The 26,255-nt window shown below is 39.5% G+C and carries 26 protein-coding genes; 14 read left to right on the top strand and 12 right to left on the bottom strand.

The window, feature by feature from the left end; translation table 11 throughout:
- Positions 1-54: 54 nt before the first annotated feature.
- The 8 genes from recN to FNH22_RS22850 form a co-directional block, all read right to left on the bottom strand.
- The gene (gene recN, locus FNH22_RS22885; protein ID WP_143400782.1) at positions 55-1,707 is read right to left on the bottom strand and encodes a DNA repair protein RecN; all 1,653 of its coding nucleotides are present in this window, start codon (positions 1,705-1,707) and stop codon (positions 55-57) included.
- Positions 1,708-1,932 carry a hypothetical protein gene (locus FNH22_RS22880; RefSeq protein ID WP_143400781.1) on the bottom strand — a complete coding sequence of 75 codons (225 nt, stop codon included), beginning with the start codon at positions 1,930-1,932 and terminating at the stop codon, positions 1,708-1,710.
- Between the two features lie 2 nt (positions 1,933-1,934).
- Complete coding sequence (locus FNH22_RS22875) at positions 1,935-2,834, bottom strand: DUF4835 family protein (RefSeq protein WP_143400780.1); 900 nt, start codon at positions 2,832-2,834, stop codon at positions 1,935-1,937.
- The gene (gene coaBC / locus FNH22_RS22870) at positions 2,827-4,029 is read right to left on the bottom strand and encodes a bifunctional phosphopantothenoylcysteine decarboxylase/phosphopantothenate--cysteine ligase CoaBC (RefSeq protein ID WP_143400779.1); all 1,203 of its coding nucleotides are present in this window, start codon (positions 4,027-4,029) and stop codon (positions 2,827-2,829) included. The genes FNH22_RS22875 and coaBC overlap by 8 nt, the downstream gene beginning before the upstream one ends.
- A gap of 12 nt (positions 4,030-4,041) precedes the next feature.
- On the bottom strand, positions 4,042-4,365 hold the full coding sequence (locus FNH22_RS22865; protein ID WP_143400778.1) for a DNA-directed RNA polymerase subunit omega: 324 nt from the start codon (positions 4,363-4,365) through the stop codon (positions 4,042-4,044).
- 15 nt (positions 4,366-4,380) lie between these two features.
- Entirely contained in the window at positions 4,381-5,181 is an 801-nt protein-coding gene (locus tag FNH22_RS22860) for an outer membrane protein assembly factor BamD (RefSeq protein WP_370513193.1), read from the bottom strand.
- A gap of 99 nt (positions 5,182-5,280) precedes the next feature.
- Positions 5,281-5,994, bottom strand: a complete 714-nt coding sequence (locus FNH22_RS22855; protein WP_143400776.1) for a T9SS type A sorting domain-containing protein — start codon at positions 5,992-5,994, stop codon at positions 5,281-5,283.
- 171 nt (positions 5,995-6,165) lie between these two features.
- Positions 6,166-7,827: an OstA-like protein gene (locus FNH22_RS22850; RefSeq protein ID WP_143400775.1), complete on the bottom strand. Its 1,662-nt coding sequence runs from the start codon at positions 7,825-7,827 to the stop codon at positions 6,166-6,168.
- Positions 7,828-7,869: 42 nt separating this feature from the next.
- On the opposite strand from FNH22_RS22850, the gene tilS reads away from it, so the two are divergent.
- From tilS to FNH22_RS22825, 5 genes are all read left to right on the top strand, one after another.
- Positions 7,870-9,204: a tRNA lysidine(34) synthetase TilS gene (gene tilS / locus FNH22_RS22845; RefSeq protein ID WP_143400774.1), complete on the top strand. Its 1,335-nt coding sequence runs from the start codon at positions 7,870-7,872 to the stop codon at positions 9,202-9,204.
- Entirely contained in the window at positions 9,188-9,712 is a 525-nt protein-coding gene (locus tag FNH22_RS22840) for a Crp/Fnr family transcriptional regulator (RefSeq protein WP_185154366.1), read from the top strand. The genes tilS and FNH22_RS22840 overlap by 17 nt, the downstream gene beginning before the upstream one ends.
- 86 nt (positions 9,713-9,798) lie before the next feature.
- The gene (gene mdh / locus FNH22_RS22835; RefSeq protein WP_143400773.1) at positions 9,799-10,737 is read left to right on the top strand and encodes a malate dehydrogenase; all 939 of its coding nucleotides are present in this window, start codon (positions 9,799-9,801) and stop codon (positions 10,735-10,737) included.
- A 246-nt stretch (positions 10,738-10,983) separates the two neighbouring features.
- A complete protein-coding gene (locus FNH22_RS22830) occupies positions 10,984-11,562 on the top strand; it encodes a DUF502 domain-containing protein (RefSeq protein WP_143400772.1) in 579 nt (192 codons plus the stop codon).
- 186 nt (positions 11,563-11,748) lie between these two features.
- Positions 11,749-12,228 (top strand): c-type cytochrome, encoded by a 480-nt coding sequence (locus FNH22_RS22825; RefSeq protein ID WP_143400771.1) that lies wholly within the window; start codon positions 11,749-11,751, stop codon positions 12,226-12,228.
- Positions 12,229-12,625: 397 nt separating this feature from the next.
- On the opposite strand, the gene FNH22_RS22820 is transcribed toward FNH22_RS22825, so the two are convergent.
- Both FNH22_RS22820 and FNH22_RS22815 read right to left on the bottom strand, forming a co-directional pair.
- A complete protein-coding gene (locus tag FNH22_RS22820; RefSeq protein ID WP_143400770.1) occupies positions 12,626-13,087 on the bottom strand; it encodes a hypothetical protein in 462 nt (153 codons plus the stop codon).
- Positions 13,088-13,178: 91 nt separating this feature from the next.
- Positions 13,179-14,618, bottom strand: a complete 1,440-nt coding sequence (locus FNH22_RS22815) for a thioredoxin-like domain-containing protein (protein WP_143400769.1) — start codon at positions 14,616-14,618, stop codon at positions 13,179-13,181.
- 222 nt (positions 14,619-14,840) lie between these two features.
- Between FNH22_RS22815 and FNH22_RS22810 the strand changes: the two genes are divergently transcribed.
- The 6 genes from FNH22_RS22810 (at position 14,841) to dnaN (ending at position 21,252) form a co-directional block, all read left to right on the top strand.
- Positions 14,841-15,350 carry a hypothetical protein gene (locus FNH22_RS22810; protein ID WP_143400768.1) on the top strand — a complete coding sequence of 170 codons (510 nt, stop codon included), beginning with the start codon at positions 14,841-14,843 and terminating at the stop codon, positions 15,348-15,350.
- 321 nt (positions 15,351-15,671) lie between these two features.
- Positions 15,672-16,598, top strand: coding sequence for a gliding motility-associated ABC transporter ATP-binding subunit GldA (gene gldA / locus FNH22_RS22805; protein WP_143400767.1), 927 nt, complete (start codon positions 15,672-15,674; stop codon positions 16,596-16,598).
- Positions 16,595-17,323 (top strand): gliding motility-associated ABC transporter permease subunit GldF, encoded by a 729-nt coding sequence (gldF, locus tag FNH22_RS22800; protein WP_143400766.1) that lies wholly within the window; start codon positions 16,595-16,597, stop codon positions 17,321-17,323. The genes gldA and gldF overlap by 4 nt, the downstream gene beginning before the upstream one ends.
- Entirely contained in the window at positions 17,317-19,008 is a 1,692-nt protein-coding gene (gene gldG, locus FNH22_RS22795; protein WP_143400765.1) for a gliding motility-associated ABC transporter substrate-binding protein GldG, read from the top strand. Before gldF ends, gldG begins: the two co-directional genes overlap by 7 nt.
- The gene (locus FNH22_RS22790) at positions 19,005-19,937 is read left to right on the top strand and encodes a DUF4340 domain-containing protein (RefSeq protein ID WP_143400764.1); all 933 of its coding nucleotides are present in this window, start codon (positions 19,005-19,007) and stop codon (positions 19,935-19,937) included. The genes gldG and FNH22_RS22790 overlap by 4 nt, the downstream gene beginning before the upstream one ends.
- Before the next feature lie 190 nt (positions 19,938-20,127).
- Positions 20,128-21,252: a DNA polymerase III subunit beta gene (gene dnaN / locus FNH22_RS22785; protein WP_143400763.1), complete on the top strand. Its 1,125-nt coding sequence runs from the start codon at positions 20,128-20,130 to the stop codon at positions 21,250-21,252.
- A 124-nt stretch (positions 21,253-21,376) separates the two neighbouring features.
- On the opposite strand, the gene FNH22_RS22780 is transcribed toward dnaN, so the two are convergent.
- Complete coding sequence (locus FNH22_RS22780) at positions 21,377-22,081, bottom strand: hypothetical protein (RefSeq protein WP_143400762.1); 705 nt, start codon at positions 22,079-22,081, stop codon at positions 21,377-21,379.
- Between the two features lie 74 nt (positions 22,082-22,155).
- Between FNH22_RS22780 and FNH22_RS22775 the strand changes: the two genes are divergently transcribed.
- The gene (locus FNH22_RS22775) at positions 22,156-23,883 is read left to right on the top strand and encodes an amidohydrolase (RefSeq protein WP_185154365.1); all 1,728 of its coding nucleotides are present in this window, start codon (positions 22,156-22,158) and stop codon (positions 23,881-23,883) included.
- 67 nt (positions 23,884-23,950) lie between these two features.
- Entirely contained in the window at positions 23,951-24,556 is a 606-nt protein-coding gene (locus FNH22_RS22770) for a DUF2911 domain-containing protein (protein ID WP_185154364.1), read from the top strand.
- A 67-nt stretch (positions 24,557-24,623) separates the two neighbouring features.
- Here FNH22_RS22770 and FNH22_RS22765 read toward each other — a convergent pair whose 3' ends face one another.
- On the bottom strand, positions 24,624-25,019 hold the full coding sequence (locus tag FNH22_RS22765) for a TerB family tellurite resistance protein (protein ID WP_143400760.1): 396 nt from the start codon (positions 25,017-25,019) through the stop codon (positions 24,624-24,626).
- 329 nt (positions 25,020-25,348) lie between these two features.
- On the opposite strand from FNH22_RS22765, the gene FNH22_RS22760 reads away from it, so the two are divergent.
- Complete coding sequence (locus FNH22_RS22760; RefSeq protein WP_185154363.1) at positions 25,349-26,068, top strand: head GIN domain-containing protein; 720 nt, start codon at positions 25,349-25,351, stop codon at positions 26,066-26,068.
- Positions 26,069-26,255 lie beyond the last annotated feature (187 nt).

Genomic DNA, 26,255 nt, shown 5'->3' with positions numbered 1-26,255 from the left:
TCTCTTTATTAAAGAATTAAGTTCTTTGTTCAATATGTCAGTTCATCGCTTCCATCAGGTTCCTATCAACTCTCGTGCGTTGTCGTAAGCTATGGAAGAGGGGGCATCACCTCCAATCATTTTGGCAATTTCAGTGACACGTTCATCGGGAGAAAGCTCTCTGACCTTAGTGATGGAGCGTGTATTACTGTTGTCTTTAAATACGAAATAATGTCGATCTCCTTTGGCGGCCACCTGCGGAAGATGGCTGATAGTAATTAGCTGATGCTTTTTAGACATAGCTTTCATCATATCGCCAAGTTTCAATGCTATTTCACCTGATATACCTGTGTCAATCTCATCAAAAATGATGGTGGGCAGAGATACCTTATCTGCCAGAATATATTTTACGCAGAACATGAGCCGGGAGAACTCACCGCCAGAAGCTACCCGCGCCAATTCCTGAGGATGAACACCTTTGTTAGCGCTGAACAATATACTTATTCTGTCTATACCATGTGGCCCTGGTTCCGTCTTCTGGGTTTTGATGTTCATAGATGCCTCGGGAATACCAACTTTTATCAAAAGGCCAGTTAATTCTGTAGCCAATGCTTTAAAGCACGAAGTTCGTTGTTTACTTAGTTTTTTCCCTTTTTCACGTAGCTCCAGGTCACACTTTTTCATTGACTCAAGTGCTTCTTGAAGCTCCGTATCAATAGTTGAAAAACGATCCGTTTTTTGCTGTAATTCATCTCGTATCTCAATGAGTGCCTTGATATCCAAGACACTATGTTTCTGCTGAAGTTGATAAATGAGTCCCAGACGTTCTTGTGCCAATTGTGTTTGCTCCGGATCAAACTCTACCTTATCTTCTTCTTTCTCCAACTCATTAATTATGTCACGAATCTCGATGAGTGTACTGTCAAGTCGTTCATGCAGGTCTTCATAACTCTTGGAAAACCCGCTGAGTTGTTTGAGTAGTCCATTCGCCTCCTGCAGGCTGCTAAGAGATGAAAACTCGTTCAAAGAAAGTGAATCAATTGCTCCGTTCAGCTTTGTTTTTATTTCCTCAGCGTTTTCCATAAGTGCTACGCGATTTTCCAGGTCTTCCTGTTCATAAGCCTCTAAGTTGGCATTGACCAGCTCATCTAAAAGGAATGTGTCGTAGTCTGCTTCTTTTTTGATTTCCTGTAATTCACCCTGGAGTTTTTCAAACTTTTTCTCAGCTATTCTATACGCTTTGTAAGATGATTCATAAGCTTTCCTTAGGCCAATGGTCCCTGCGTAAGCATCAACAAAACTCAGTTGAAAGGTGTTTTTTCCAAGGTGTAATGTTTCATGTTGAGAATGAACATCCATCAGCCGAAGACCAATTTTTTTTAGAATATCCAGGGTTACCGGAGTATCGTTGATAAAGGCCCTGGACTTTCCTGAAATTGTGATCTCGCGCCGGATGATCGATAGACTTTCATAATCGAGGTCTTCTTGATCAAAAACAGGTTTAAGTTCGTATTCAGCTAATTCAAAATGACCTTCTACTATACATTTTTCCTCTTTATTGAACAGGGCTTTAGTGTCTGCCCGGTTACCCAACAATAATCCGATGGCCCCTAACATAATCGATTTACCGGCTCCTGTTTCTCCGGTGATCATATTTAGCCCATTGGCAGGGGATAGCTCCAGTTGCTCTATTAACGCGTAATTCTTAATGACCAGGTGAATAAGCATCTATGCTTCAAAGTCTATAATAATTTCTGAAATATCACTAACCTCCCATTGACTTTTGGTACGTCGCATATCTGAAATTGTGAGTATATCACCCGATACCTGTTCAATTCGGACGAAAAAAATAGCCCCGGAGGTCCTTACAATATTAACTTTTTTGCCCGAAAGTTCGGGTAATTTTTTACGTATGTCCGCGGCATTGTTTAACCGGATTTGTCTCTTTGCCAAGCCTAGTTGGATTTAATGATTTTCTCGTAATCACTGGCTTTGGAAGGGTCCATAGCGCTCAGGATATCGTATGCTTCCCTACGTACCTGTAGGTCTCCTTCTGAAAACAGGTTGACTAACTCATCAGATTTAGCATCCAGAAAAGCTATAACCAGAATAGAGTTGGGGTAGATATTCCATACTTTTCGAAACTCTCTTAAGACTTCAATGATCAGTTTTCGACTTTTAGCAGGGTCTTCTCCATAAGTATCAAGTGCCAGTCGATGATACTTATAAAGTCCTTTACGCAACTCTATCATTTGAGAATTGGTAAGATTTTCTACTAACCAATATCTGTTACGCGTACTGCCCAGTGCATCCCACCCCGGCCGATTAGACTGCTGTGCGTTGTTGACTACATCTAATGCTTTTTGGAAGTATTCTGTACCACCTAATTCACCGAAAGAATCGTAATCCAGCCCTAATATGATATAAGTGTAAAAAGCAAGAATGGAAGTGAGGTTGGCCTGAAAGGTATTGTCATTAAACTGCAATGGCTGAGATTGGACATACTCAAATTGCCAATCACGATCGGCAAAGTTCAATAAAATAGATTCGTAATTGGTATTATATACAGGCCTGGCGGATTGTACCTGGACATTGGCCTCGAAATTACCAATGCTGGCTTGTGTATTTTCAAGAGTGATGATGATATTACACTTGATCTGTTCAAAGTTTTCAAAATTATCGTCCGTCCATTGACGGTCGTTCAAAAACTGGTTGAACGCATTTTCCATATCAGTAAACAGGCTTCGGTCTGAGGACTGAACCTGTTCGGCATTCACCTTGACCCTACAGTTCAACTCTTGACTGAAAGTTGTCAGATGGCTAAAAACCAATGTGATAAAAAGTAACTTATTCATCTAGTGCATGAATGATAGTATCTATAATGTCTTGAGCAACTTCTTTTTTAGATTTTAACTCAAAATCCCGGACATTATTTTCTTTATCAATAATAGATATTTTATTGGTATCATAACCAAAGCCTGCCCCCTTATTATTTAGGGAGTTTAAAACGATCATGTCAAAATTTTTCGTTTCGATCTTTTTGATTGCATTGGCCTGTTCATTTTCCGTTTCTAAGGCAAAACCAACGATCATTTGTCCTTCCTTCTTCCTTTGGCCGAGTTGTGCGGCTATGTCCGTGGTTTTTATCAGGTCAAGGTTTATAGTATCGGATTTCTTCTTTATTTTTTGTTTTTCGGAGATGGAAGGTTTGTAATCTGCCACTGCTGCTGCGAGTATGCTGATATCGGTATTGTCAAACTGTCCAAGGCAAGCTTCATACATTTCTTCTGTGGAGGTGACATGTTCTATTTCAACATTATTGTTACTCAAAGAAAGCGGAGATGGACCGCTTACCAGATGAACCTTGGCACCACATTCTGCAGCAGCCTCGGCAATAGCGTAACCCATCTTTCCACTAGAGTGATTACCAATGAATCGCACCGGGTCAATAGCCTCGTATGTAGGTCCGGCTGTTATGAGTATTCTTTTATCCAGGAGTGCATTAACCGTATTAAAATGCCTGGATAAAACCGGTAGTATATGTTCCGGTTCAGCCATCCTTCCTTTCCCTACAAGCCCGCTTGCCAACTCTCCGTATTCTGCTTCTATGATTTGATTTCCAAAACCCTTTAGTTTGTCAAGGTTAGTCAAAGTTGCCGGATGCAGATACATATCCAGGTCCATTGCAGGTGCCAGCATAACAGGGCAGCGTGCTGAAAGGTACGTTGCCAGCAGTAAATTGTCACATATACCATTTGCCATTTTTGCCATGGTATTGGCACTTGCCGGTGCTATGACCATCACATCCGCCCAAAGCCCCAGTTCAACGTGGTTGTTCCACTCACCTGCCTTGTTTTTTACAAATGCTGTGAGTACCGGGTTTTTAGACAATGTTGCTAACGTGAGAGGGGTTATAAACTCAGAAGCCGAGGCAGTCATAATGACTTTGACCTCGGCACCAGCTTTCACAAGGAGTCTTACCAGGTGGGCTGCTTTATAAGCTGCAATACTTCCACATACTCCCAGTAATATTTTCTTGTTTTGGAGCATGTAACCTGTTTTTTAAAATTCCAGTTTGTCCTGCTCTTCTTCGCGTTCTCTGAACATTACTTTGCCTTCTATGAATTCTTCTATTGCCACGTTGGTAGCTTTAGGAAGTCTTTCATAAAATTTTGATATCTCAATCTGCTCGCGATTTTCGAAAATTTCTTCCAAATTATCTACAGTAGAGGCAAATTCCGCCAATTTAGCATTTAGCTCTTCTTTAACATTAACAGCTATTTGCCGGGATCTTTTTGATATAATGGCTACGGACGCATAAACATTTTCGGTCATTGCGGCCAGTTTGTCCATGTCTCTTGTTTCAATGGATGCTTGAGTAGTCATAATTGCTTCTCTTGGTTATTTTTTTGCTAATTCTGTTATTCTATTAAGGCTGTTACCATACTTTTTTTCCGCTTCATTCAAGAAACTGCTGGTAGGGTAACTATCAATAAATTCTATGTAATATTCTTGTGCCAGTTTATACCTTTCCAATTGCTTCGAAGTGATACTTTTTTCTGCCCATTCATATTGAGCCACAAATTTTAGAAACCCTACTTCTTCATTATAGTGGGAGTCTGGAAAATCACTACTAAAACTCTCGAAAGCGATAACGGCAGCATCATATCGTTGTAGTTTGTAATATTGCCGGGCGTTTTCAAATCCTTTGCGCTCAAGTTTTTGTTGTATATCATCAATCACTTCTGTTGCTTTTTCCCTGAATTCACTTTGTGAATGTCTGTTGATAAAGTTTTGCATCGCCACTACGGCTTCCAAACTACTGGTTTGATCCAGGTTGTAAGTTGGAGAATTGGAGTAAAGCGAATAAGCGTACATAAATTCGGATTCTATTGCAAAATCACTACGTGCATAGGTCTCATAAAACACTTTAAACTGATGTGAAGCCAGTAGATAAAATCCTTGGTAATACTGTGAATAAGCTGAATAAAATTGCACCTTTTCTCCTTCCGGCAATCCTCTTACTATTGGCAATATTTGATCAAATAATATGGTTGATCGGTAATAATCCTCATTCTCATAATAATTCAGCGCGGCTTCATATTTTATACGCCAGTCAGTACTTTTTTCTATTCTCCTGAATTTGCTACAGGAAACTAGTGAAAAGAATATGAAAACGAAGGGAAAAACTCTCAAAAACACACGAATCAACATAAGCCTGCAAATATAAGTCAGTCTATACTAATAAGCAATATGGCATATTGCCATTAATGACATTACGTAAACATCAAAAGAAAGGATTTATTGTCTGATGATGAGCTTTCTGGTGAAGGCGGCATCATTGTCAATATACAGCGTGTAGAAATAAACTCCGGGGTTAAAGTCTTCGGTATTTATTTTGAGCTTGGTTTTAAGGTATGGAAGGTCATATCCACCTACAACACTGCCTAATACATTATGTAACACTATTTTTGCTTTTAACTCCTGATCGTATACATTATAGTCAATGATGGCGTATTCCTTTACAGGATTGGGATATACTTCGTTTATTATAAGTTCCGGAGAGTTAAATAGTATGTTTGACTGGGTGCGTTCTTCAACGGTGTAATTCATTTTGTATTCTATGGCATCGGTGGGGTTGTCCCTGTTGTAAATAAGATATTTTACACTGCTTATACCAGAAACCAATCCTGTTTCCAGAATACTCTCAAATTTATCTGATGTCTCACCTGGGCTGATATATTTGGACAATGGAAGTTCGTCTATATTGGCGTCATAACACTCACCATCCCAACAGAAAAAATTAGTTTGACTTGTGCCAATAACTTTTTCAATACGCCTCACCATGATCTGAATTGGTTTATCAGTCAGGTTTTTGATTCTTATTGGAGCCTTTATTTGCTTTCCTATAGCTCCCTTGTATGTGGAATTATTATAATCAACCAATTCAAAGCTCTGCCCATAAATCCCGGTAGCCAGTAGCCAAAATATGAAGGTTGAAAAAACTATTTTCATACTAGTGAACAATAATGGAGCATTGGTTAGCGTTTTTTAATCAATTGAAGTACACAGCTTACTCTTTATACGTTAACTCGTACAAAAGTAAACCATTGAATATACGAAATTTTATCTTCAAAGGGTATTACTGTATGGCCGAATTTTGACGTTCTCACGTTGAAAAACGGACTACTGTACCTTTTTCTTTTTCTTTTCATTTTTTGAGGGTGCTATTGGGGCTTCCCGTAAAGTTTTGTTAAGTAACATTTCCGGGGTCAATTCAGGTTTTTCTTTGGCCTTATTTTCTTCTCTGTCTGCATCTGAAATTATTTGTATCTTTCCATCCAGCATTTGCTGAAGTTCAGGCTTTTGTTCTTCTCTCCACTGAAACCCTTTTAACTTGGTCATTTCTTTTGTCAATTCATGCGGAGGTATGAAGGAAGCGTCGGGTCTTACATAAAAGGAGATATTATCGGCAGTGTTCTCTTTAAAATTAATTATTATATTACTACAAATGATCTTATTCATTCCTACTACAAATTGGTCTGTTTCATCTAAAGCAAAAAACAAACTTTCTCCATTGCCATTCACATCTACCTTTTTTATAGCATCATCCTCAAAGTAGGCAACCATGTCCCGTCCCTTGATTTGGTTGTAATTTGCTATACTGTCTTTTGATACAACAAAAGAATTATCTGTCATGTTGAGCTTGTCAATTGTGTTGTTTACGATCTTTAAGTTAATGGAATCAGCCGTCATTTGATTGGTGCCCGTCCATAGTACCGGGTCATCATAGAAATAGATGATAGAATCTATGTTTACATATGCCAGAGAGTCAGCGATCCCTTGCAGGTCCTTTTTAAAGATTTTTACGTCTTTATAGGCAAGTAGTCTTTTTTTGGCTTCATCTTCACTTTCAATGGCCATTAAGGTGTCAGCAGTAATGTACAGAGTGTCCTCTTTCATTATCTTTTTCATCAGTGCATTACCGTATACCTTTGCGAATCCGTTTTTACGATTGTAAAAGCTGAAATCGCCGGTAATAATGATGTCCTGTTCCTTGGAAATCATTTCTACATTATTGGTTACCGTGTAGTATTTTCTTATGTCATCCAAGAATAGCTTATCGCCTGTCAGCACATATGATTCAGACTCAATTTCTCCCGAATACAGGTCTGACTTTTTGATAAGTGTATTGTACTGCCCTTCTTCGTAGTTAAAAACATTACCCTCTACATCGGTGAGTTCTGTAGGCGCTCTGAAAAACACTACTTTGGTTTTCGTATTATACTGCATGGTGTCGGATTTAAGCGTGTAATCCGGATTTGTACCTACTACATTCTTTTTGAAAGAGGCCAGGTTATAGTCAACGTGATAATATCCCTTTTCACTGGTTAAGACATTTGTGCTGTCTACCACTTTGCCTCCATTGAAGTAGCGTGCCTCCTGTTTTTGTCGGTAATAATCCAGGAAATCAGTATAAAGGGTCAGCTGTTCAAGTTTGGTAAATACTACATCATTACGTAGTTCAGCTTTCTTGGTGTTGCCATTATAAAATAGTGTTTTAGATGTGATGGTTACCGAATCTCCGTCAGTGATTTTTACATGCCCAAAAGCTTTTATAGTGTTAGTGCTTTCATAGAATATGGCCGAATCACAGTAGATGGTCGTTTCATTTTGAAGGAACACCACATTACCCACAGGACTATTGAAGTTCTCCCCATTTTCATCAATGCCTCCATAAAGGTTATCAGCGCTTTTTAACTCTACTTTTTTTTGAGCGATGAGCTGATGCCCTGCTATCAGACAGAATAAAAAGATTAGAACTATTTTTACTTTGATCTTAACCATGTTTAGTAAGTTGCAAAGCTAGGTAAAAAACTCTGTCTAAAGATGCTTGAGAAGTTTTTAAAAGTGATAGAGCGTGATGGGTTGGTATCCCATCGCAATACACTGCTTGTAGCTGTGAGTGGAGGGGTGGATTCCATGGTTCTTATACATTTGCTCAAAGAAGCAAAGCTACCGTTTGCCATAGCCCATTGTAATTTCCAACTGCGTGATAAGGCATCAGAGCAGGATGAAGCCTTTGTGCGTGCTACTGCGCATAAAATGGATGTGCCGTTTTTCATTGAAACTTTCAATATCAATAATTATGCCACTAAGAAAGGTATTTCTACTCAGATGGCTGCCCGTGAGTTGAGGTATGGCTGGTTTGAACAATTGATGGTAAAACATGATTTTGACTGGCTATTGACTGCACACCATCTGAATGATTCACTGGAAACTACTTTACTTAACCTGGCTAAAGGAACCGGACTATCCGGACTCAGAGGAATATCTTCAGGGAAAAACAATCTGGCCAGACCATTACTTTCCTTTACCAAAGAGCAGATCATAGACTATGCTAAAAGAGAGCATATCGAATGGCGGGAGGATACGAGCAATCATTCTACAAAATACAAGCGTAATCTCATACGTCATGACGTTATCCCTGTGCTTAAGGAAATAAACCCTGGCCTCCTGGCTACTTTCCGCCAAACACAACAGCGATTACAGGCAACCGAGGTATTTTTGGAAGGGGTATTACAGGAAAAGAGCAATAATTGGGTCAGGAAGATTGGAAAAGATATTATTATTGATTTCAAAGAGATCGATAACATCATTGTCCTGGATTATTTGCTGAAGCCTTATGGCTTTAAATTTGATCAGGTGAAAAATATTATGGAACGGATGGCTCAAAGTCCTCCTGGTAAGGTTTTTTATACCACGCGTTATAAACTAAATATTGACCGCGATAGTTTGATCCTTAGCCCTAAGCACAGTATCAATGAACCTTTTCATGAAGTGAGTATACACTGGGGCGATACGTACATTACAAATGGCTATATAGAATTGGAAATTGATGTGAAAGATAGGGACACGCCGGTTGCCAATGCTAGTTCCGTGGCGAGTATGGACCTGGGTAAGCTCAAATTTCCGCTTACCTTACGAAAATGGAGAGATGGAGACTCTTTTTATCCTTTGGGAATGAAGGGGAAAAAAAAGGTAAGTGACTTTATGATAGATAACAAAATTCCACTAAACTTGAAAGATAGGGTGTTTGTGCTTACCAGCTCCGATGATATTGCCTGGGTAGTAGGACACAGGCTTGACAATCGTTTTAAAGTCACTTCAAATACCCAAAAGATTTGTTTTATTCATATGCATCTACATGATCAATCCATTTAAGAAGGCATATACATTGCAGGAACAAAATACATTCGTATTCCTCGCTAATATTAAACTCTTTTCAGAGTTGAACCATAAACAGATGTCTCTATTTCTGCCACATATGCATATCCGCACGTATGAGAAAGACGAGATAGTCTTTTTCCGAGGAGATCCGAGCCATGCACTTTATCTCTTGAAAAAAGGTACTGTATCATTAGACATTGATATGGCAGGTAATTTTGAGAACCTCACTTCCATTAAATCGGGTACAGCACTGGGAGAGAGTTGTTTGCTGAAAGATGCTAATAGACTTTTAAATGCTTATGTCACTTCTGAGCAGGCAGAATTTTATGTGATCCCACAAGATAATATCTTTGATATTTTTGAAAGCAGCCCTAAGATAAAACTGAAAATGTTGGAGTCTTTAGCCGAGATGTACAATTCTTATAATATGAATTTGTTCAATGCCTACCAGGCTTCACGCGGCTTTTTTAACCTGCGTCAGGTATATCAAACAGAGGGTTAAATTATATAGTTTTCCATGTCCATAGTAACTCGCTTATGGTTAATTTAGTGGGCGAATAAATGTCAAATTTTAAACGCTCAATAATTATGAAAATAACTGTTGTAGGTGCCGGAGCAGTGGGAGCCACTTGTGCCGAAAATATCGCCAGAAAACAGCTAGTGGAAGAGGTTGTCCTGTTAGACATCAAAGAAGGTTTTGCCGAAGGTAAGGCTATGGACATGAACCAATGCGCCACACTAAATGGATATGATACCAAGATAATAGGATCTACGAATGATTATAATGCTACCGCTGACTCCAGTGTAGTAGTGATTACTTCAGGTATTCCCAGAAAACCCGGTATGACTCGTGAAGAGTTAATAGGAACAAATGCCGGTATAGTGAGTACTGTTACAGAAAATATCCTAAAACATTCGCCTGATGCCATCTTGATCGTTATCAGTAATCCGATGGATACGATGACCTATCTTTCTGTGAAATCAAGTGGTCTTCCTAAGGAGCGGGTAATAGGCATGGGAGGAATATTGGATAGCAGCAGGTTTAAATTCAGGCTTTCTGAAGCAATAGGATGTTCCCCCAATGATCTGCAAGGAGTAGTAATTGGTGGGCATGGAGACACTACAATGATTCCTCTTATTAATCATGCCACTTACAATAGTACACCGGTAACTAATTTCCTTACTCCTGAACAGCAGGAACATGTAGTGAAAGAAACAATGGTAGGAGGAGCTACCCTCACCAAACTTATTGGTACATCGGCATGGTATGCTCCCGGCGCAGCTGGCGCATTTCTGGCAGAAAGTATTGTCAGGGACCAAAAGAAACTGTTTCCATGTTGCGTGTATTTAGATGGAGAATATGGACAATCTGATATTTGTATTGGTGTTCCAGTGATAGTTGGAAAAAATGGATGGGAAAAGATCGTTGATTATAAGCTTTCAGACAGTCAACAGACTCAGTTTAACGAAAGTGCTGATGCCGTAAGAAAAATGAACAGCGTATTAAGTGAAATGAGTTTAGTTTAAAGCTATTTACCAGTAAGGTACCGTACTGCGATAAGAAGAGGTGCGGTACCTTTTTTATTACTTCATTTTCGAAAAGCTACGCTACCTTTTAAAATCTTATGCGATAGTTCAATTCTTTCGAAAATATCCTTCTTATCATTTCAAGAATTTACATGGCCTCTCTCTGATAAGATGGAGCATTGTATTTGTGCTTCATGGTTGTTACTTTATATTGTGTTACCCACTTTATGATAAGCCACAGTAATTATGAATAAATTTCCATTAAATCGTTTGATCCGGTATTTTTTAAGAGGATTAATATTCGTTGTACCACTTACGCTCACGGTTTATATTATCTATGAGATCATAGAATGGTTGGATGGACTCATTCCAATAAAAGTACCCGGCTTAGGACTATTGATCATTGTTTGTGCCATAACAATATTAGGTTATCTGGCATCATTCTTCATTACCCGCCCCATATTTGATCAGTTTGAAAAGTATTTTACTAAAATTCCGCTGGTAAGCATACTTTATAGTTCCATCAAAGACCTCATAGGAGCTTTTGTAGGTGATAAGAAAAGGTTTAACGTGCCCGTAACGGTGGCTTTAGATGATTCGGGGACGATTTTGAAAATTGGCTTTATCACTTGTGATGATTTAGAAGAAATAGGCTTACCCGGATACGTTTCCGTATACCTTCCACATTCTTATAACTTCAGTGGGAACCATTTTCTTGTTGAAAAAAGCAAGGTGAAAACCTGTAAGATGAGATCTACAGCAGCTATGAAATTTGTAGTAAGCGGCGGGGTCAGCGGACTGAAAGACAGCGAACAGGAGAAGTAGTCAGGTTTCAAAAATATATGTTTTTTTGATTGCGTACCGCCTGGATGAGTTTCCATCAATCACCTGACAAATGTCAGGTTAGTACCTGATGGGTGATATTCATTTCTCTACTGCTTTACGTCATCTTTAAGAACCATGAGACGGATTTGTGTTGATGGGATCATTCACATTTAAATCTTGAGAATCATGAAAGTATCTCGTTGTTTTCTTCTGATCTTTCTAGTTCTATTCTTAACAAGTGCGTGTAAAAAAGAGCATTCTACTGATACCAAACCAGAGGTGGAAGAACTCCGGTCCGTCTCACAAGGCATAGGCGCTTTTAAGGATATAGAGCTTACTGACCCATTGATAACGGATTTGGTAAGTACGGGTAGAAAAAGCTATGATACTAAATGTCTCGGCTGCCATCTGTTAAATGATAAGAGAAAAGTAGGGCCAGGTTGGGCGGGTATCACCAACCGGAGATCACCGGAGTGGATTATGAACATGATCACCAATGTGAATGTAATGCTGGAAGAAGATGAGGCAGCACAAAAACTATTAGAAGAATGTATGACGCATATGCCTGACCAACGTATAGGTACCTCTGAGGCCCGATCCATTTTAGAATATATGCGTAGAAATGATATGGATCAAGTAGGAAGTAGAGATAAGGCTGCCATGTAACTGTCGAATCCACTAACACCATAAGATTACTACAGTAACATTACAGGCATTAATCCAACTGGCCACTCATGAAAAATAGTTTTAGCTCAAAAAAAGTGTTTTTGACGTTTAAATGCACCTTTTTATGGGAGGTTCGGGTGTTTTGAACCTCAAAATCATTGGTATTATACCATTTTCGAGGTTTTTGTTTTCTATCACGGTCTGATTTGTAATAAGCGACTGAGCAATATCATTTTTCAAGTGTATTTGTAATATGATGATAATCAGTAAATTGTGCGCTGTATTGCCAGTGGCCCAGTGACCAGCACCCAGAAACAAACCTTGAAAATGGAATTTTCGAGAGAGCCCTATTTATTGGAGATAAGGAGTTAATTACATGAAAATTACCGAGAATAGTTCAATCCACTCGTTCTCTGCCAGCTTCCATTACCGCATAGTTTTTAACCTCTTCAAAATCTGAAGTAGCCATAGTGTCTTCGGCTTTTCCTACCTGATTAGGAACGAAAGAGCCTTCCTGTTCCCACCACTTATGAGCATCGGATCTTGCTTCTTCCTTGTTCACATCGAAAAGGTGAATGTAAGAGTCTGAAATGATCCACGGTTTTTCTACAGTACTGTGTTTTTCAAATATCATAGAACGTACCCTGGTTGCCATTTCATCACCACCTTTAAAATGTGAAATAGTGTACGACATGGTTTCCGGTTCTGTCATTATATTGTCCCAGAATTTTTTAGAGGAAACGATTTGTGAAGTGGTGAGAAGATATCCAAAACCCTTTTCCAAAGGTTCTTTGCTGATGTCACAAGATGCTTTGAACGCTTTTTTCTTCTTTCCGAATAGATTACTAATTAATGACATGTTGTTGTTTTTGAGTTTTGACCAGGCTTACTTCATGGACAAATCAGTGAGCCTACCTGAAATAGACGTTAATACCGGTTTAAAGTTACATCTAATTGGGCTTGTTTCTCTTTTGATAAGCTTCTACTTCTTCATAGCGTAGCAGAAATTCTTCCAAACGTTCTGCCGGGATTTTTTTTGCTATGATGTTTTTTTCTTCGTTAAGCACATAAATGGTTGGTGTGGTGGATGCGTCGTATTGTTTTTGATAAAGAACAGTATACGTTCTCGGGCCGTTTACGTTAACCCAGTTATCTATCTTCATTTTTTCTATGTAATCCCGCATTTTAGTCATAGAGGTGTCAGCTGAAACTGCAAATACTCCGATATCAAACTTACTTCCATCGTAAAATTCTTTAAGCCTGGGTGTTTCTTTTTTGCAATGCCCACAATCAGGATCATAGAAGTAAATGACGGTGTATTTATTGGTCAGATCATACAAAGCACGACGTTTCAGATCTTGGTTTTGCATAATGAGGTTGGGAGCTTTCATTCCAACCAGACTGTTACGCAATTGATCTGCCCGTTCTTTCAGGTTGTTTTTTAATTGCTCGTTAGCCCAATAGTCCATCTTGCCAGAAGCGAAATACGTGTCGTACAAATGCACAAATATCTTATCTAATCCCATTATTTCGGGGTGTTGATATTTTATGGTCATATTCCATATGAAGTACTTATAAGTCTCTTGATTTTTGCCGGCAATGACGGAGAGTTCATCAATAGCTTTTGTTATCGAATCGGCATTCGGCAGGATCAACCTGTCAAAATAGTCTTCCAGCTTATTACGATAAACAGGCCTGGAAAAACGCAACAAGGTCGGGTCACTCAGGTCGAAACCATCCCAATAATGCTTCCTATAATACTTATAGCGCCATGTACTGTCTACCTGACCATTTTCTAAAAGCGGAGGTTCGGGTATGTCTATGTCCTGGTTGGCACGCATGAGTTTACTTACTACAGCATCAGGATGGTTTTGGATGACCCGTTTTGATCGTTCAGCTACCTTTTCACCTACTTTATTTAGGTTCTCACGGGCTACTTTTTTATCTGCAGGTGTTGCAAGACTATCTTTTAATACCATCACAAAGGGCTGTGCTTCACTATTTCTCTCTGCATTGAATAGCATATCTTCCAGAAACAACTCATTATCCGTGTCCCCGTTTATCTTAAGGTTTTTTATATAGTCGGGATGCTTGGTTTCCATGGTAAAAGTCTGGTCCTTGCCAATGACAAAATCAAACAGGCGCACTTTATCAAGTACTATGAAATACATACCACTTTCCAGTGCTTTATTGCCTTCAAAAGAAAATTCACCTCGGTGGTTAGACCTGGCGGTGTCCTGTACGTAGGTACTTTCACCAAAGAAATTACCCAATAAAAAAGTGGTATCAGGCAGACCTTCAATTTTAAAATCCATCTTGTATCCCTGGGCGGACAACTTACAGGAGGTAATCAGTATAAGACCAAAAAAAATGTAGCTAAGTTTCCTCATTAGTTAAGCAATAGAATTTACTTCAAACATTGAAAAACCATCATTGGTTCAAATGCACTGTACATGCAGTTAACAATCAAAAGTAAAAAGCTCCCTGCAATGCACACAACAGATTAAGAAAAATCATGCGGATCTTGTTTACAATGTTATTTTTAAATGCATCAAGTCAGTTAGCTGTATAACCCGTAATCAATTTGACTAAATAAAATGATGCTAAAAAAAATGAAGCACTTAAATTGGCTATTTATCCTGACCATCACTTTAGCTGCGTGTGGCGACGATGATGACAGTGACCTTAATGTAGTTCCGGCATTAGGTACGTTCAGCCTTAAAATTACCGACGCTGGTCTTGAAGAGGTAGTAGAAGGTGAGGCGTTTTTTAAAGGACGCGATAGGTTCGTGAATAGTACACTTCGCTACAAGGTCGATCTTAATGCCTTTGGAAACGATCCTGATTTTATTATAAATGCCCTGATCAGTGACGATCAGGTTGAATGGGATATAGGCTCCTATCCATTAGCCAGAATATCACCAGTGAGTGGAATTGAACCTCCGGTGGCTGAAGCTTATTTTCTCGGTTCGGATACTTACAAATTTGTTGATAATACCGGGATCGTGAAAATAAACGAAATTACAACAGAAGGGGTGCAAGGGGAATTTGATGTTCAAATTATCAATGATGTCACTGGTAATTTTGCCAGTGTCACAGGTGCTTTTTACGCAAAGAACTAGTATCCGGCCAATCCTCAATTGATGTATAGGGTTAGATAATGAACCCTATTTGCAGTGTTGGAAAGTTCTCGGCCAGTCAGCAATCTGCAAAGGGCAGTAGGCAAAAAAGTGGAAGTTGTCCCGTATTTTTTTGCCTACTGCCCTTTGCCTACTGCCGACTTTAAGAATGAGACCTAAAAAATAGTGTAACCGCCATTTGAGGTGTGACATGACACTAGTACTACATATCACAATTCCAGTAGTATTATACTGGAATTGTCTTTTTTTAAATTTATTGGCATAGTTACACCATTGTAATAATTTTGTCGTTCATTTAGCGCTATGTCAATTCAGGTCAGTAATCTCACTAAAAAATTTGGACAGCAAAAGGCATTGGATAATGTGTCCTTTAATGTTGATGAAGGTGAGATATTAGGTTTTCTGGGCCCAAATGGTGCAGGCAAGTCCACTACAATGAAGATCATGACTTGCTTTCTTCCGCCTACGGAAGGGCAGGTTCGTATATGTGGTAAGGATGTTGTAACTGACCCACAACACGTTCGAAAAATGATTGGATATCTTCCGGAGCATAACCCACTGTATCTTGATATGTATGTTCGCGAGGCGCTGCGATTTGCGGGTAAGGCCCACAAGGTAAAAGGAAAGAAGTTGAATGACAGAGTGGAAGAGGTAATCACATTATGTGGATTACGAAGAGAACAAAACAAAAAAATAGAAGCCCTTTCCAAAGGCTATCGGCAACGCTTAGGGTTAGCGCAGGCATTAATACATGACCCTAAAGTGTTAATCCTTGATGAGCCTACTACAGGTTTGGACCCAAACCAGATCATAGAAATAAGGGCACTGATAAAAGAGACCAGTAAGAATAAGACGGTCATTTTCAGTTCACATGTAATGCAGGAGATACAAGCGCTATGTAACCGGGTTGTTGTTATTAATCACGGTCGTTTGGTAGCTGATGACCCAATTGAGCAACTTAAAATACAGCAGGTGAAACGAATGGTGATCAAATTGGAGTTTTCTGAACCGGTGGATGTTTCGTTGTTACAAGCAATAGAAGGAGTGGAGAAGGTCATTACACAGGAAGCAGGTAAGTATATTGTGGAGACCTCTTCCGAACGAGACATACGTCCGGCCATTTTTCAATGCGCCAAAGAATATCAATTAACGCTCCTGGGAATTCAGCAGGAGGAAACCACCATGGAAGCCGTATTTCAGGAATTGACACAATCGGATAATACACTATGATCCAGGTTTTAGTGAAAGAGCTCAATGGATTTTTGAATTCATTTATTGCCTACATTGTTATTAGTGTTTTTTTGACCGGTATAGGTTTGCTGATGTGGGTATTTCCGGATACCTCAGTATTGGAATACGGATATGCAGATATGGAGACCCTTTTTTCACTTGGGCCATATGTATTTATGTTTTTGATCCCGGCTATCACCATGCGCATGTTTGCTGAAGAGAAGAAGTCAGGTACCATTGAGCTTTTGTTGACAAAACCGTTGACCGACTGGCAGATCATCCTGGGTAAATATTTCTCAGGATGGTTATTAGTGTGTTTAGCCATTTTTCCGACACTCATTTATTATTGGTCGGTTTATCAGTTGGGAGATCCTGTAGGTAATATTGATACCGCCGGTGTAATCGGGTCATATATTGGGCTTATACTATTGGGAGGCCTTTTTACCGCCATTGGTATGCTCAGCTCATTGTTTACATCAAATCAGATCGTGTCTTTCATCATAGCTGTTTTTTTATCTTTTATCTTCTATTCCGGGTTTCAGTCCTTGGCGGCTATCAATGTTTGGGGTGACTGGTCTCCGATATTAGAAGAATTTGGTGTGCTTTATCATTACAACGCACTAAGTAAAGGGCTTATTGACACACGCGATGTAGTTTACTTTGGAAGTATAACGGCTTTCATGTTGGTATTGACTAAACTCATTTTGGGGAGCAGAAAATGGTAAAGTTGGAGAGTAAAAGGCTGGGAGATGTATTATCGGCGTTGATTAGTATCACCTTTCTGGTCTTATTGAATATCTTGGTCGCCAAGAACTTTCATCGAATAGATTTGACCGAGGAAGGGCGTTATTCTATCCAACCTGCTACTAAAAAACTGTTGAATGAATTAGATGATGTGGTTTATGTGGAGGTTTACCTTGATGGGGAACTTAATGCAGGTTTCAAGAGACTGAGAAATTCCATTCGAGAAACGTTGGAGGAGTTTAGGGTTTATTCAGGAAACAATATCCAGTACACTTTTAATGACCCTAATGCTGCGCTAAGTGAAAGTGCCAAAAATCAGTTCATGCAAAATCTGATGGCTAAGGGCATACAACCCACTAATGTGATAGACCAGGAAAATGGTCAGCGTATGGAAAGGTTGATCTTTCCAGGGGCTGTGGTGAGCTACGGAGGTGTTGAAAAAGGGGTGATGTTACTTCGCGGTAACCAAGCTGCGACACCGGAAGAGAAGCTGAATCAATCTATTGAAGGTGTTGAGTATGAACTGTCAATGGCTATATCAAATCTCACCAGTTTAGAAAGAAAGAAAGTAGGGTTGCTCAGAGGTCATGATGAAATGGCCGCTACTGAAATCGAAAGCTTTAACATAGCACTGGCCTCGCAATATGACGTGAAAGAAGTAAGATTAAACAAGTCTTTGCAGAATTATGATGTACTGATCATACCAGGACCGAAGGAACCATTTTCAGAAGCAGATAAATACTATTTGGATCAATATTTACTCAACGGGGGCAAAGTGATGCTATTATTAGATAAGCTTCAGGCAAATATGGATAGCGCATCACTGGAGCATAACTACGCCTTTCCTTATGAGATCAACCTGGACGATCAGCTTTTTCGTTATGGCATCAGGATCAATAATGATTTGATCCAGGATAATTCAGCCGCACTCTACCCTGTTAATGTAGGGAATGTGGGGGATCAACCTCAGATCAAAGCCTTAAAATGGTGGTTTTTCCCGGTTATCAATCGTTTTGGACAGCATCCCATCACCAATAATATGGATGGAATACTTATGCGCTTCGTAAGTACCATAGATACCGTTAAATCGGATGGTATTCGTAAAATCCCGCTATTATTTACCTCTGATTATTCAAGGTCTGTTACCGCACCGGTGAAAGTTTCTATCCCTGATCTTAGAAAAAATTTGACCCCTCAAATGCTGAACGAACGTAATCTGGCAGTGGCATATTTGTTAGAAGGAGCATTTGAATCTTTATATAAAAATCGTTTTAAGCCTGAAAGTATTGACGATACTGACTTTATAGATAAGGCTACAGCTGAGGGTAAACTATTAGTGGTCAGTGACAGCGATATTGCTCGTAATGAAGTTAACCCACGTACGGGTAAGCCCCAGGCACTCGGGTTCTATCCTTTCGCACCCTCAATATTTGCTAATGAGGATTTCTTAATGAATTCACTTTCATACTTAATGGATGATCAAGGTATTATCACGGCACGTAATAAAGAGGTAAAAATACGCCCATTAAATAAAGTAAAGGTAAATAAAGAGAAATGGAAGTGGCAATTGATCAATATGTTACTTCCCGTTCTTCTATTTACTGCTTATGGGATAATCAGATATTACATGCGTAAAAAGAGATATACAGGTTTCAGTACAGAATGACTCAAAAACAAAAAAACATAAGACTCCTTGCCACCTGGATTGTTTTATTAGTTGTAACGGTTAGTATTTATCTGTTGGATTCTTCTCAGGATCGACTGACAGTTTCGCGTGATCTTTTTGCTATGAACGATCCCTCGGGAATTAATAAAGTAGTGCTTAGTTCACCCAAAGAACGTAATGTCCTCGTATTTGGTGGCAACCAGTGGCAACTGAACGGACGTTATACTGCGGACCCGCAGCGTGTGACAGTTCTGTTTGCTATTCTCAAACAGAACAAAGTACGAAGAATGGTTGCACGAAACAAAGAAGATGAGATCGATAGCTTGATGCAAGCAGCAGGTGTAAATGTTAAATTTTTGCAAGGTGAGAACGTTTTAAAACAGTTCGATGTGGTAAGCAGTAAAGATGGGAGTCTGACTTATTTTTCGCAAGGTAAGGAGCGGTATGTTGTAGAGATCCCAGGGTATAGAGTTAATCTTGGCGGCATATTTTCACTTGATCAAAACGGATGGCGAAATCCTCTGGTGTTTGATGTTAGCTGGTCTAACTTGCAAGAGGTAAAAGTCATATACCCGCAGGAGGAGCAAAATTCATTTGACATCGTTTATGATAATCACTATTATGCCATACAGCAACTGAGCCGGACAGATTCTGTCAAGCTCACTGATTTTTTAGATGATGTTTCACTGTTACTGGTGGAGGATTACCTGCGTTCCGAAGAGCTTGAAGGCAACGTGTCAGGGCTTCCGTTAGCAACATTGCTGGTAAATACATTGGGTGATATAACTCACTCGGTGGAGTTTTTGAGAGGTGGGACAAATGATGATAAAATAATTGGAAGGATTGATTCTCTTGATTATGCCTTATTTGATTATGAGTCAGTGAGAAAACTATTACGACCCAAGCGATATTTCATGCCTGAGGAATAGAATCAGGCAACATCTTCCCATTCAGATTTAGCTAATTTATTATCGATAGAAGGTGTACTTTTAGCATAGTATGTACTGATATTGGAATTAAGAAAAAGTGCGTTTTCTAAAAATGATTTTATTCATAACTTTACGCGCTATTATTAATAGGTATTATTGTTCCAGTTGTATTAACAAACCCCAATATTAGATGAAGTTTATAGTGTCTTCTTCTGCTCTTTTGAAGCAGCTTTCAGGTATCAACGGAGTGATCACCACGAATCCGGTGGTGCCCATTTTGGAGAACTTCTTATTTGAAATAGAAGAAGGTACGCTGACTGTAACAGCTTCAGATCTTCAGACATCCATGATCACGGAATTAGAAGTAGAATCCAGGGAGAGTGGAAGTATAGCGGTACCGGCAAGAATACTATTGGAAACGTTGAAAAACTTGCCTGAGCAGCCTGTAACATTCTCCATTGATGAAGAGACTTACAGCGTAGAGATAAGTTCTGACAACGGGAGATATAAGTTGGCGGGAGAAAATGCAACAGACTTTCCTAAAGTGCCGGCCGTATCTAATGATTTTTCCGTTGACTTGAGCACTGATGTACTGGCCAGTGCCATTAATAATACCATTTTTGCCACCAGCAATGATGAGTTAAGGCCTGCAATGACAGGCGTATATATGAATCTCACAGATACTAATACAACATTTGTATCTACAGACGGACATCGTTTGATACGCTACCGAAGAGTGGATGTTGCTTCTGAAAATGGTAATGCCATTATAATTCCCAGGAAAGCTTTAAACCTACTTAAAAGCACACTGCCTGCAGAAAATACCAGTGTTTCTGTTGAATTTAATGTATCCAATGCCTTTTTTAAGTTTGATAACATAAAAATGATCTGTCGATTGATAGATGAGCGTTATCCTGACTATGAAAATGTGATCCCGTTGGATAACAACAATAAGATGACCATTGAAAGGGCCGATTTGTTGAGCTCTTTGAAGAGGATTGCGATATATGCTAATAAAACAACACACCAGGTACGATTGAAAATCACAGGTAGTGAACTTCAGGTGTCTGCTGAAGATCTTGATTTTTCAAATGAAGCCAATGAACGGCTTTCATGTGAGCATGACGGAGAAGATATAGAAATAGGTTTCAATGCACGCTTCCTTATTGAAATGCTCAACAATTTGGATAGTAGTAAAATAGAGCTTAATCTGAGTGAGCCTAATAAGGCCGGGTTAATTGTTCCTTTAGACAAAGATGAAAACGAAGATATTTTACTTCTGGTCATGCCGGTTATGTTGAATAACTACGTTTAGAAAAACTTTTTTAATCTCATCGTTGACCTGAGTATCTGAACAAGGAATTAGATCAGGAGAATTGATCTTTTACGGTTCTCTTGTCGTAATATATTCAAGATCTGAGCAAAATAGACTTTCTATTCTATTGCGTAATGATTATACCTATAGAGATCTCAAGTCCTGTGAAGTCCAGTTTGGCATCAGCATAATCTACTGCTTTTGTTTCTAATGGACCTGCAGAATTACCACCGGTATATGATCCGTTTAACGAGAAACCTGCATCACCGATGAAATAGTTTCCTTCCAATGATAGTCCCCATTGCCGTGTAACATAAAAGATGTATTCAGCGCCGAAAAAGTATCCAAAACCCAGGCCGCTATCAAAGTCGAAGTCGGCATTGGCCACATCCCAACCTTCAAACTCCCTGATGGCCTTATCCAGGTTCCCGTTATTAAGTTTGTTGTCAAAGGTGCCAAAACCAAATCCACCACCCTTAATACGAAATTCCTGTCGCTTGCCAACAAACTGCAATACCAGCTCAACCGGTATCATAACTGTGAAATTAGGACCTACCAACGCATCTTTACTTGAAAAATCGTCAATGTCTTTAATGTTTAACCCTGACATCCTGTAAAGTGAGAACCCCGTTTGAAGAGCAAAATAGCGATTTAGGTCCACTCCTACTCCTCTGAGTGAAAATGGACTGATAGGCACTGAGAAATAGCCGTTTTTCGGGAGGAAATAAGAAAAAGACAATCCTACTTCCTGACCATAGGTGGCTGAAAAAATGCCTGTGAAAAAGATTATAACTGTTAAGACAAGCCGCTGATGTAGTTTATTGGCCATGTTGTGGAATGGATTTAGCAATTTAAAGGGTAAGATAATTTTAGTTGATTTTATTAAAACTTAAAAGTATAGGAATGAATGCTCACATAAAAATTATAGTGTTATTACTGCCGTATATGTTTATGGTGGCATGTGGCAGTACAGAAGAAGTTGAAAAAGCAGATCTCATCATAAAAGGAGGTACGATCTATACCTTGAACGACCAGAAACCTATTGTAGAAGCCGTAGCAGTGACGGGTGATAAAATTGTATATGTTGGTAGTGTACAGGAAGTAGAAAAATATGTAGCTGAAGACACAAAAACCCTTGACCTTGAAGGGCGTACAATGACACCTGGTTTGATTGAAGGGCATGGTCATTTTATGGGATTAGGATATAACGAGCTTAATTTGAATCTATTACAAGTCAAAAGTTATGATGAATTGGTAAGTCTGGTAGCCAACGCAGTGGAGGAGGCGGAGCCCGGGCAATGGATTACCGGGCGTGGATGGCATCAAAGTAAATGGAATAACGACAACGAGGTGATGATACAAGGTTTTCAAACCCATGAAAAACTCAGTGCTGTTTCGCCAGATAATCCGGTGTATTTGAGGCATGCCAGCGGACATGCCGGATTTGCTAACGCTAAAGCTATGGAAATAGCAGGTGTGCAGCAGTTGTCCAAAGAGAATATGAGCCAACAGGAGGTAGAAGGAGGGGAGATCATACGTGACGAGCTCGGTAATCCTACAGGTATTTTCAATGAACGAGCTCAAACACTTATTACTCAAAATATACCTGAAACCACTCCTGAAAAAGATCGGCAGGCAATGAACCTGGCAATAAAAGCATGCTGGCGTAATGGTATCACTGGTTTTCATGATGCCGGAGTAGGTAGAGAACATATTCAGTTATACAAAGAATTTAAAAAAAGCGGTGATCTTGGAGTAAGGTTATATGTTATGCTTACAGGGTGGGATAAAGCACTTCTGGAAGAATGGTATCAGAGAGGACCTGAGATTGACACGGTACATAATTTGCTTACCATCCGTTCTGTAAAGCTTAATTGTGATGGCGCTTTAGGCTCCAGAGGAGCGTGGTTGTTAGAAGAGTACACCGATAGGCCGGGACATTACGGGCATGAAACGTTACCTATGGATTTTGTACTAGAGACCTCTCACAAGGCACTAAAAGGTGGTTTTCAAGTTTGTTCTCATGCCATAGGCGACCGTGCTAACCGTGAGATTCTGGATCGTTATGAAACGGCTTTTAAAAGCAATCCAGAGGCTCAGACAGATTCACGTTTTCGTATTGAGCATGCCCAGCACCTTCACCCTGATGATATTCCACGTTTTGCTGAGTTGGGGGTAATCCCTGCTATGCAAGCCATCCATATGTCATCAGATCGCCCTTGGGCTATTGACCGCCTCGGTGAACAACGTATTAAAGACGGTGCCTATATATGGCAGACGTTGTTGAAATCCGGTGTTAAGATCGTTAATGGTACTGATGTGCCTGTTGAACCTATTAACCCTATTGCCTCTTTCTATGCGAGCGTTTCCAGAAAAACTTTAGAAGGAGATCCTGAGGGTGGTTATGAGCCTGATCAAAAGATGACACGTGAACAGGCCTTGCGATCTTATACACTTGATGCGGCCTATGGGGCTTTTGAGGAGAGCATTAAAGGGTCTATTGAACCTAATAAACTTGCTGACTTTACCATTTTCTCACAGAATATTATGGAAGTTCCCGAGGGAGAGTTGCTCAATACGGAGATAGATGCAACGATTTTTGGAGGAAAGATCGTTTATGAACGTAAATGATTTGTAGAATCAAATGAAAATAAAGATATTCAGTGACCGTAACTGTTTTAACCTAAACATATTAATTATGATAAAAAAGATAGCTGTTTTCTGCACATGGTTATTGACTGCCATGGTCGTCTTACTTGCTTCCTGTAACTCTCGGAGTGGAGATGAAACACAAACTGAAAATAGAGAAGAAACGGCAGCAGAAGCTACCACAGAAAAGCCCAAGATCGCTAGTCCCAGAAAGCAGGCGGTTGGGAAAATCGCTGGTGCTGACGTGGTAGTTGATTATGGATCGCCAGCTGTAAAAGGTCGTGAAGTATGGGGAGGACTTGAGGCCTGGGGCAAAGTTTGGAGAGCAGGAGCCAATGAAACCACATCTATTGAATTTTCTTCCGATGTAGTAATAGGAGGACAAAAAGTGGCAGCCGGTAAATACGGCTTTTACGTGACTCCTAATGAAAATGCAGATTGGATAGTTATCATTAATACGGACTGGAACCGAGAGGAACATGGTGCTTGGGGAGCATATAATTACAATGAAAAGCACGATGTGGTTCGTTTGCCTGTTACCCCTGAATGGAAAGAAGAAGTACAGGAAAGACTAACGTATAGCATAGCCGAAAATAGTATTGGGTTAGCATGGGAAAAAGCCAGAATTACTGTTCCCGTTAATGTTGTAGAGTAAGAAATGAAAAAATAAAAAAAACAGGGTACGCATCATACCCTGTTTTTTTACAAAAGTTGTCCCGTCCCTACTTTAAATATTTTTGGGCTTTCTTTTTCAAATGTTCTCTATCCGATGTAATGGCCGGATCACTGAATATCTTTGATGATAACTCTCCTATAACAGCTTTTTTGTATCCCAGACGATCAGCCACTTCTTCACAAAATACGATCTCACTTTTAAACACCTGGCCATCTATTTTCATTAATTGAACGATGTGATATAAATGCTCGAACTTTTGATCATCCGTAAGTAAACTGAGGTCCCCAATGGGACGTGCCGGATTAGTCAGCATTTCACTTATTTCTTCCTTTGTCATCCCATTGGATTGACCAATCATTTGTATCAGTTTAGCCTCTTTATCTGCTACTTGACTATCGCTGGCCGCCAGCTGTATCAATACATTTAATCTTTCTTTGACCATTATTATAGATATTAAATTGGTTGCTCATTAATTGAGTTAGCCAATATAACTAAAAAAACAAAAAAACTGTAAGACCTGAAACAGGATGTCATTTTGATGTAAGATATACAGCGAATGTGTTTGATTGTCAGGGCGTAACTAATAGAAAACAATACTTGTTTTCCCTATTATTGCTTATTGATCGGGGATTAATCCGACATAAACTTTGCGATTGGATTTAATTTTAATGTGGTGCAACCGTCACAAAGTGTTTATGTCTTTAGAGTATATTCAGTTTAAAATAATTCAAACAGGCGGGTACTAACTGCCGTTGTTTAAATTACATGTTTGTGAATAATCGAATGAACATCTATTTAGAAATGAAAGCTTTGAGAATTGTACTTGTCTTTATAACATTAGTAGTTGCCGGTAATTTTGGAATCGCTCAACGTACAGAAGATCGGAATGTTGGTTCTTTTTATGCCATTTCTGCTGCAGAGGGTATAGATGTATATGTAAAGCCTGGCACAAAGGAAAAAGTAAGGGTGGAGGCTTCCGGAATCGATGTAAATGATGTGCTTACGGATGTGGGCGGCGGCAGACTCAAGATCCACTTGAGCGGTAACAGGCATAGAAATCACAGTGTGAAGGTGTTTGTTACGTTTGTTAAACTGGAAGAAATTTCAGCCAGTTCAGCTGCTAATGTTATTTCAGAAGGTATTATAGAGAGTAAGAGCCTGGACCTAAGTGTATCGAGTGCGGCGGATATAGAACTTGATATTAATGTGGGTAGCGTAGAGGCTGTCGCGTCATCAGCCGGAGATATTGAACTTTCCGGCAAGGCAGATAGGATAGATGCCAGTGCATCAAGCGCAGGTGGGGTAGATGCCTATGATCTTGAGGCAAAAAAAGTACGTGCCAGGGCCAGTAGTGGTGCTGACATTAAAGTACATGCCTCAGAAGAGATCGATGCCAAAGCCAGTAGTGGAGGAAGTGTAAGGTATCGAGGAAATCCACAAAGGTCACATACTGACTCTGGTAGCGGCGGATCTGTTAGAAAATCCCATTAATTATTGAACCTCTTCGAAAGCTTAAAATTGAAAGGAGCTTTCATCTGTTCTTCTTGTAAGTTTAATTCCAGGTTTACCAAAGCTTTATTAAAACTCTTGAGATATGAGGGGCCCACGGTTTTAAAGAGAGGCTTTTTTAATCTCCCGGCAGTATTTGTTATCGAAAAATTAATCATCACAGTAAAGG

The sequence above is a fragment of the Fulvivirga sp. M361 genome, from assembly GCF_007097395.1.
In the GTDB taxonomy this organism is placed as follows: Bacteria; Bacteroidota; Bacteroidia; order Cytophagales; family Cyclobacteriaceae; genus Fulvivirga.
Note: the sequence above shows the minus strand (reverse complement) of the source record. Positions and strands in the feature narration are given on the sequence as shown.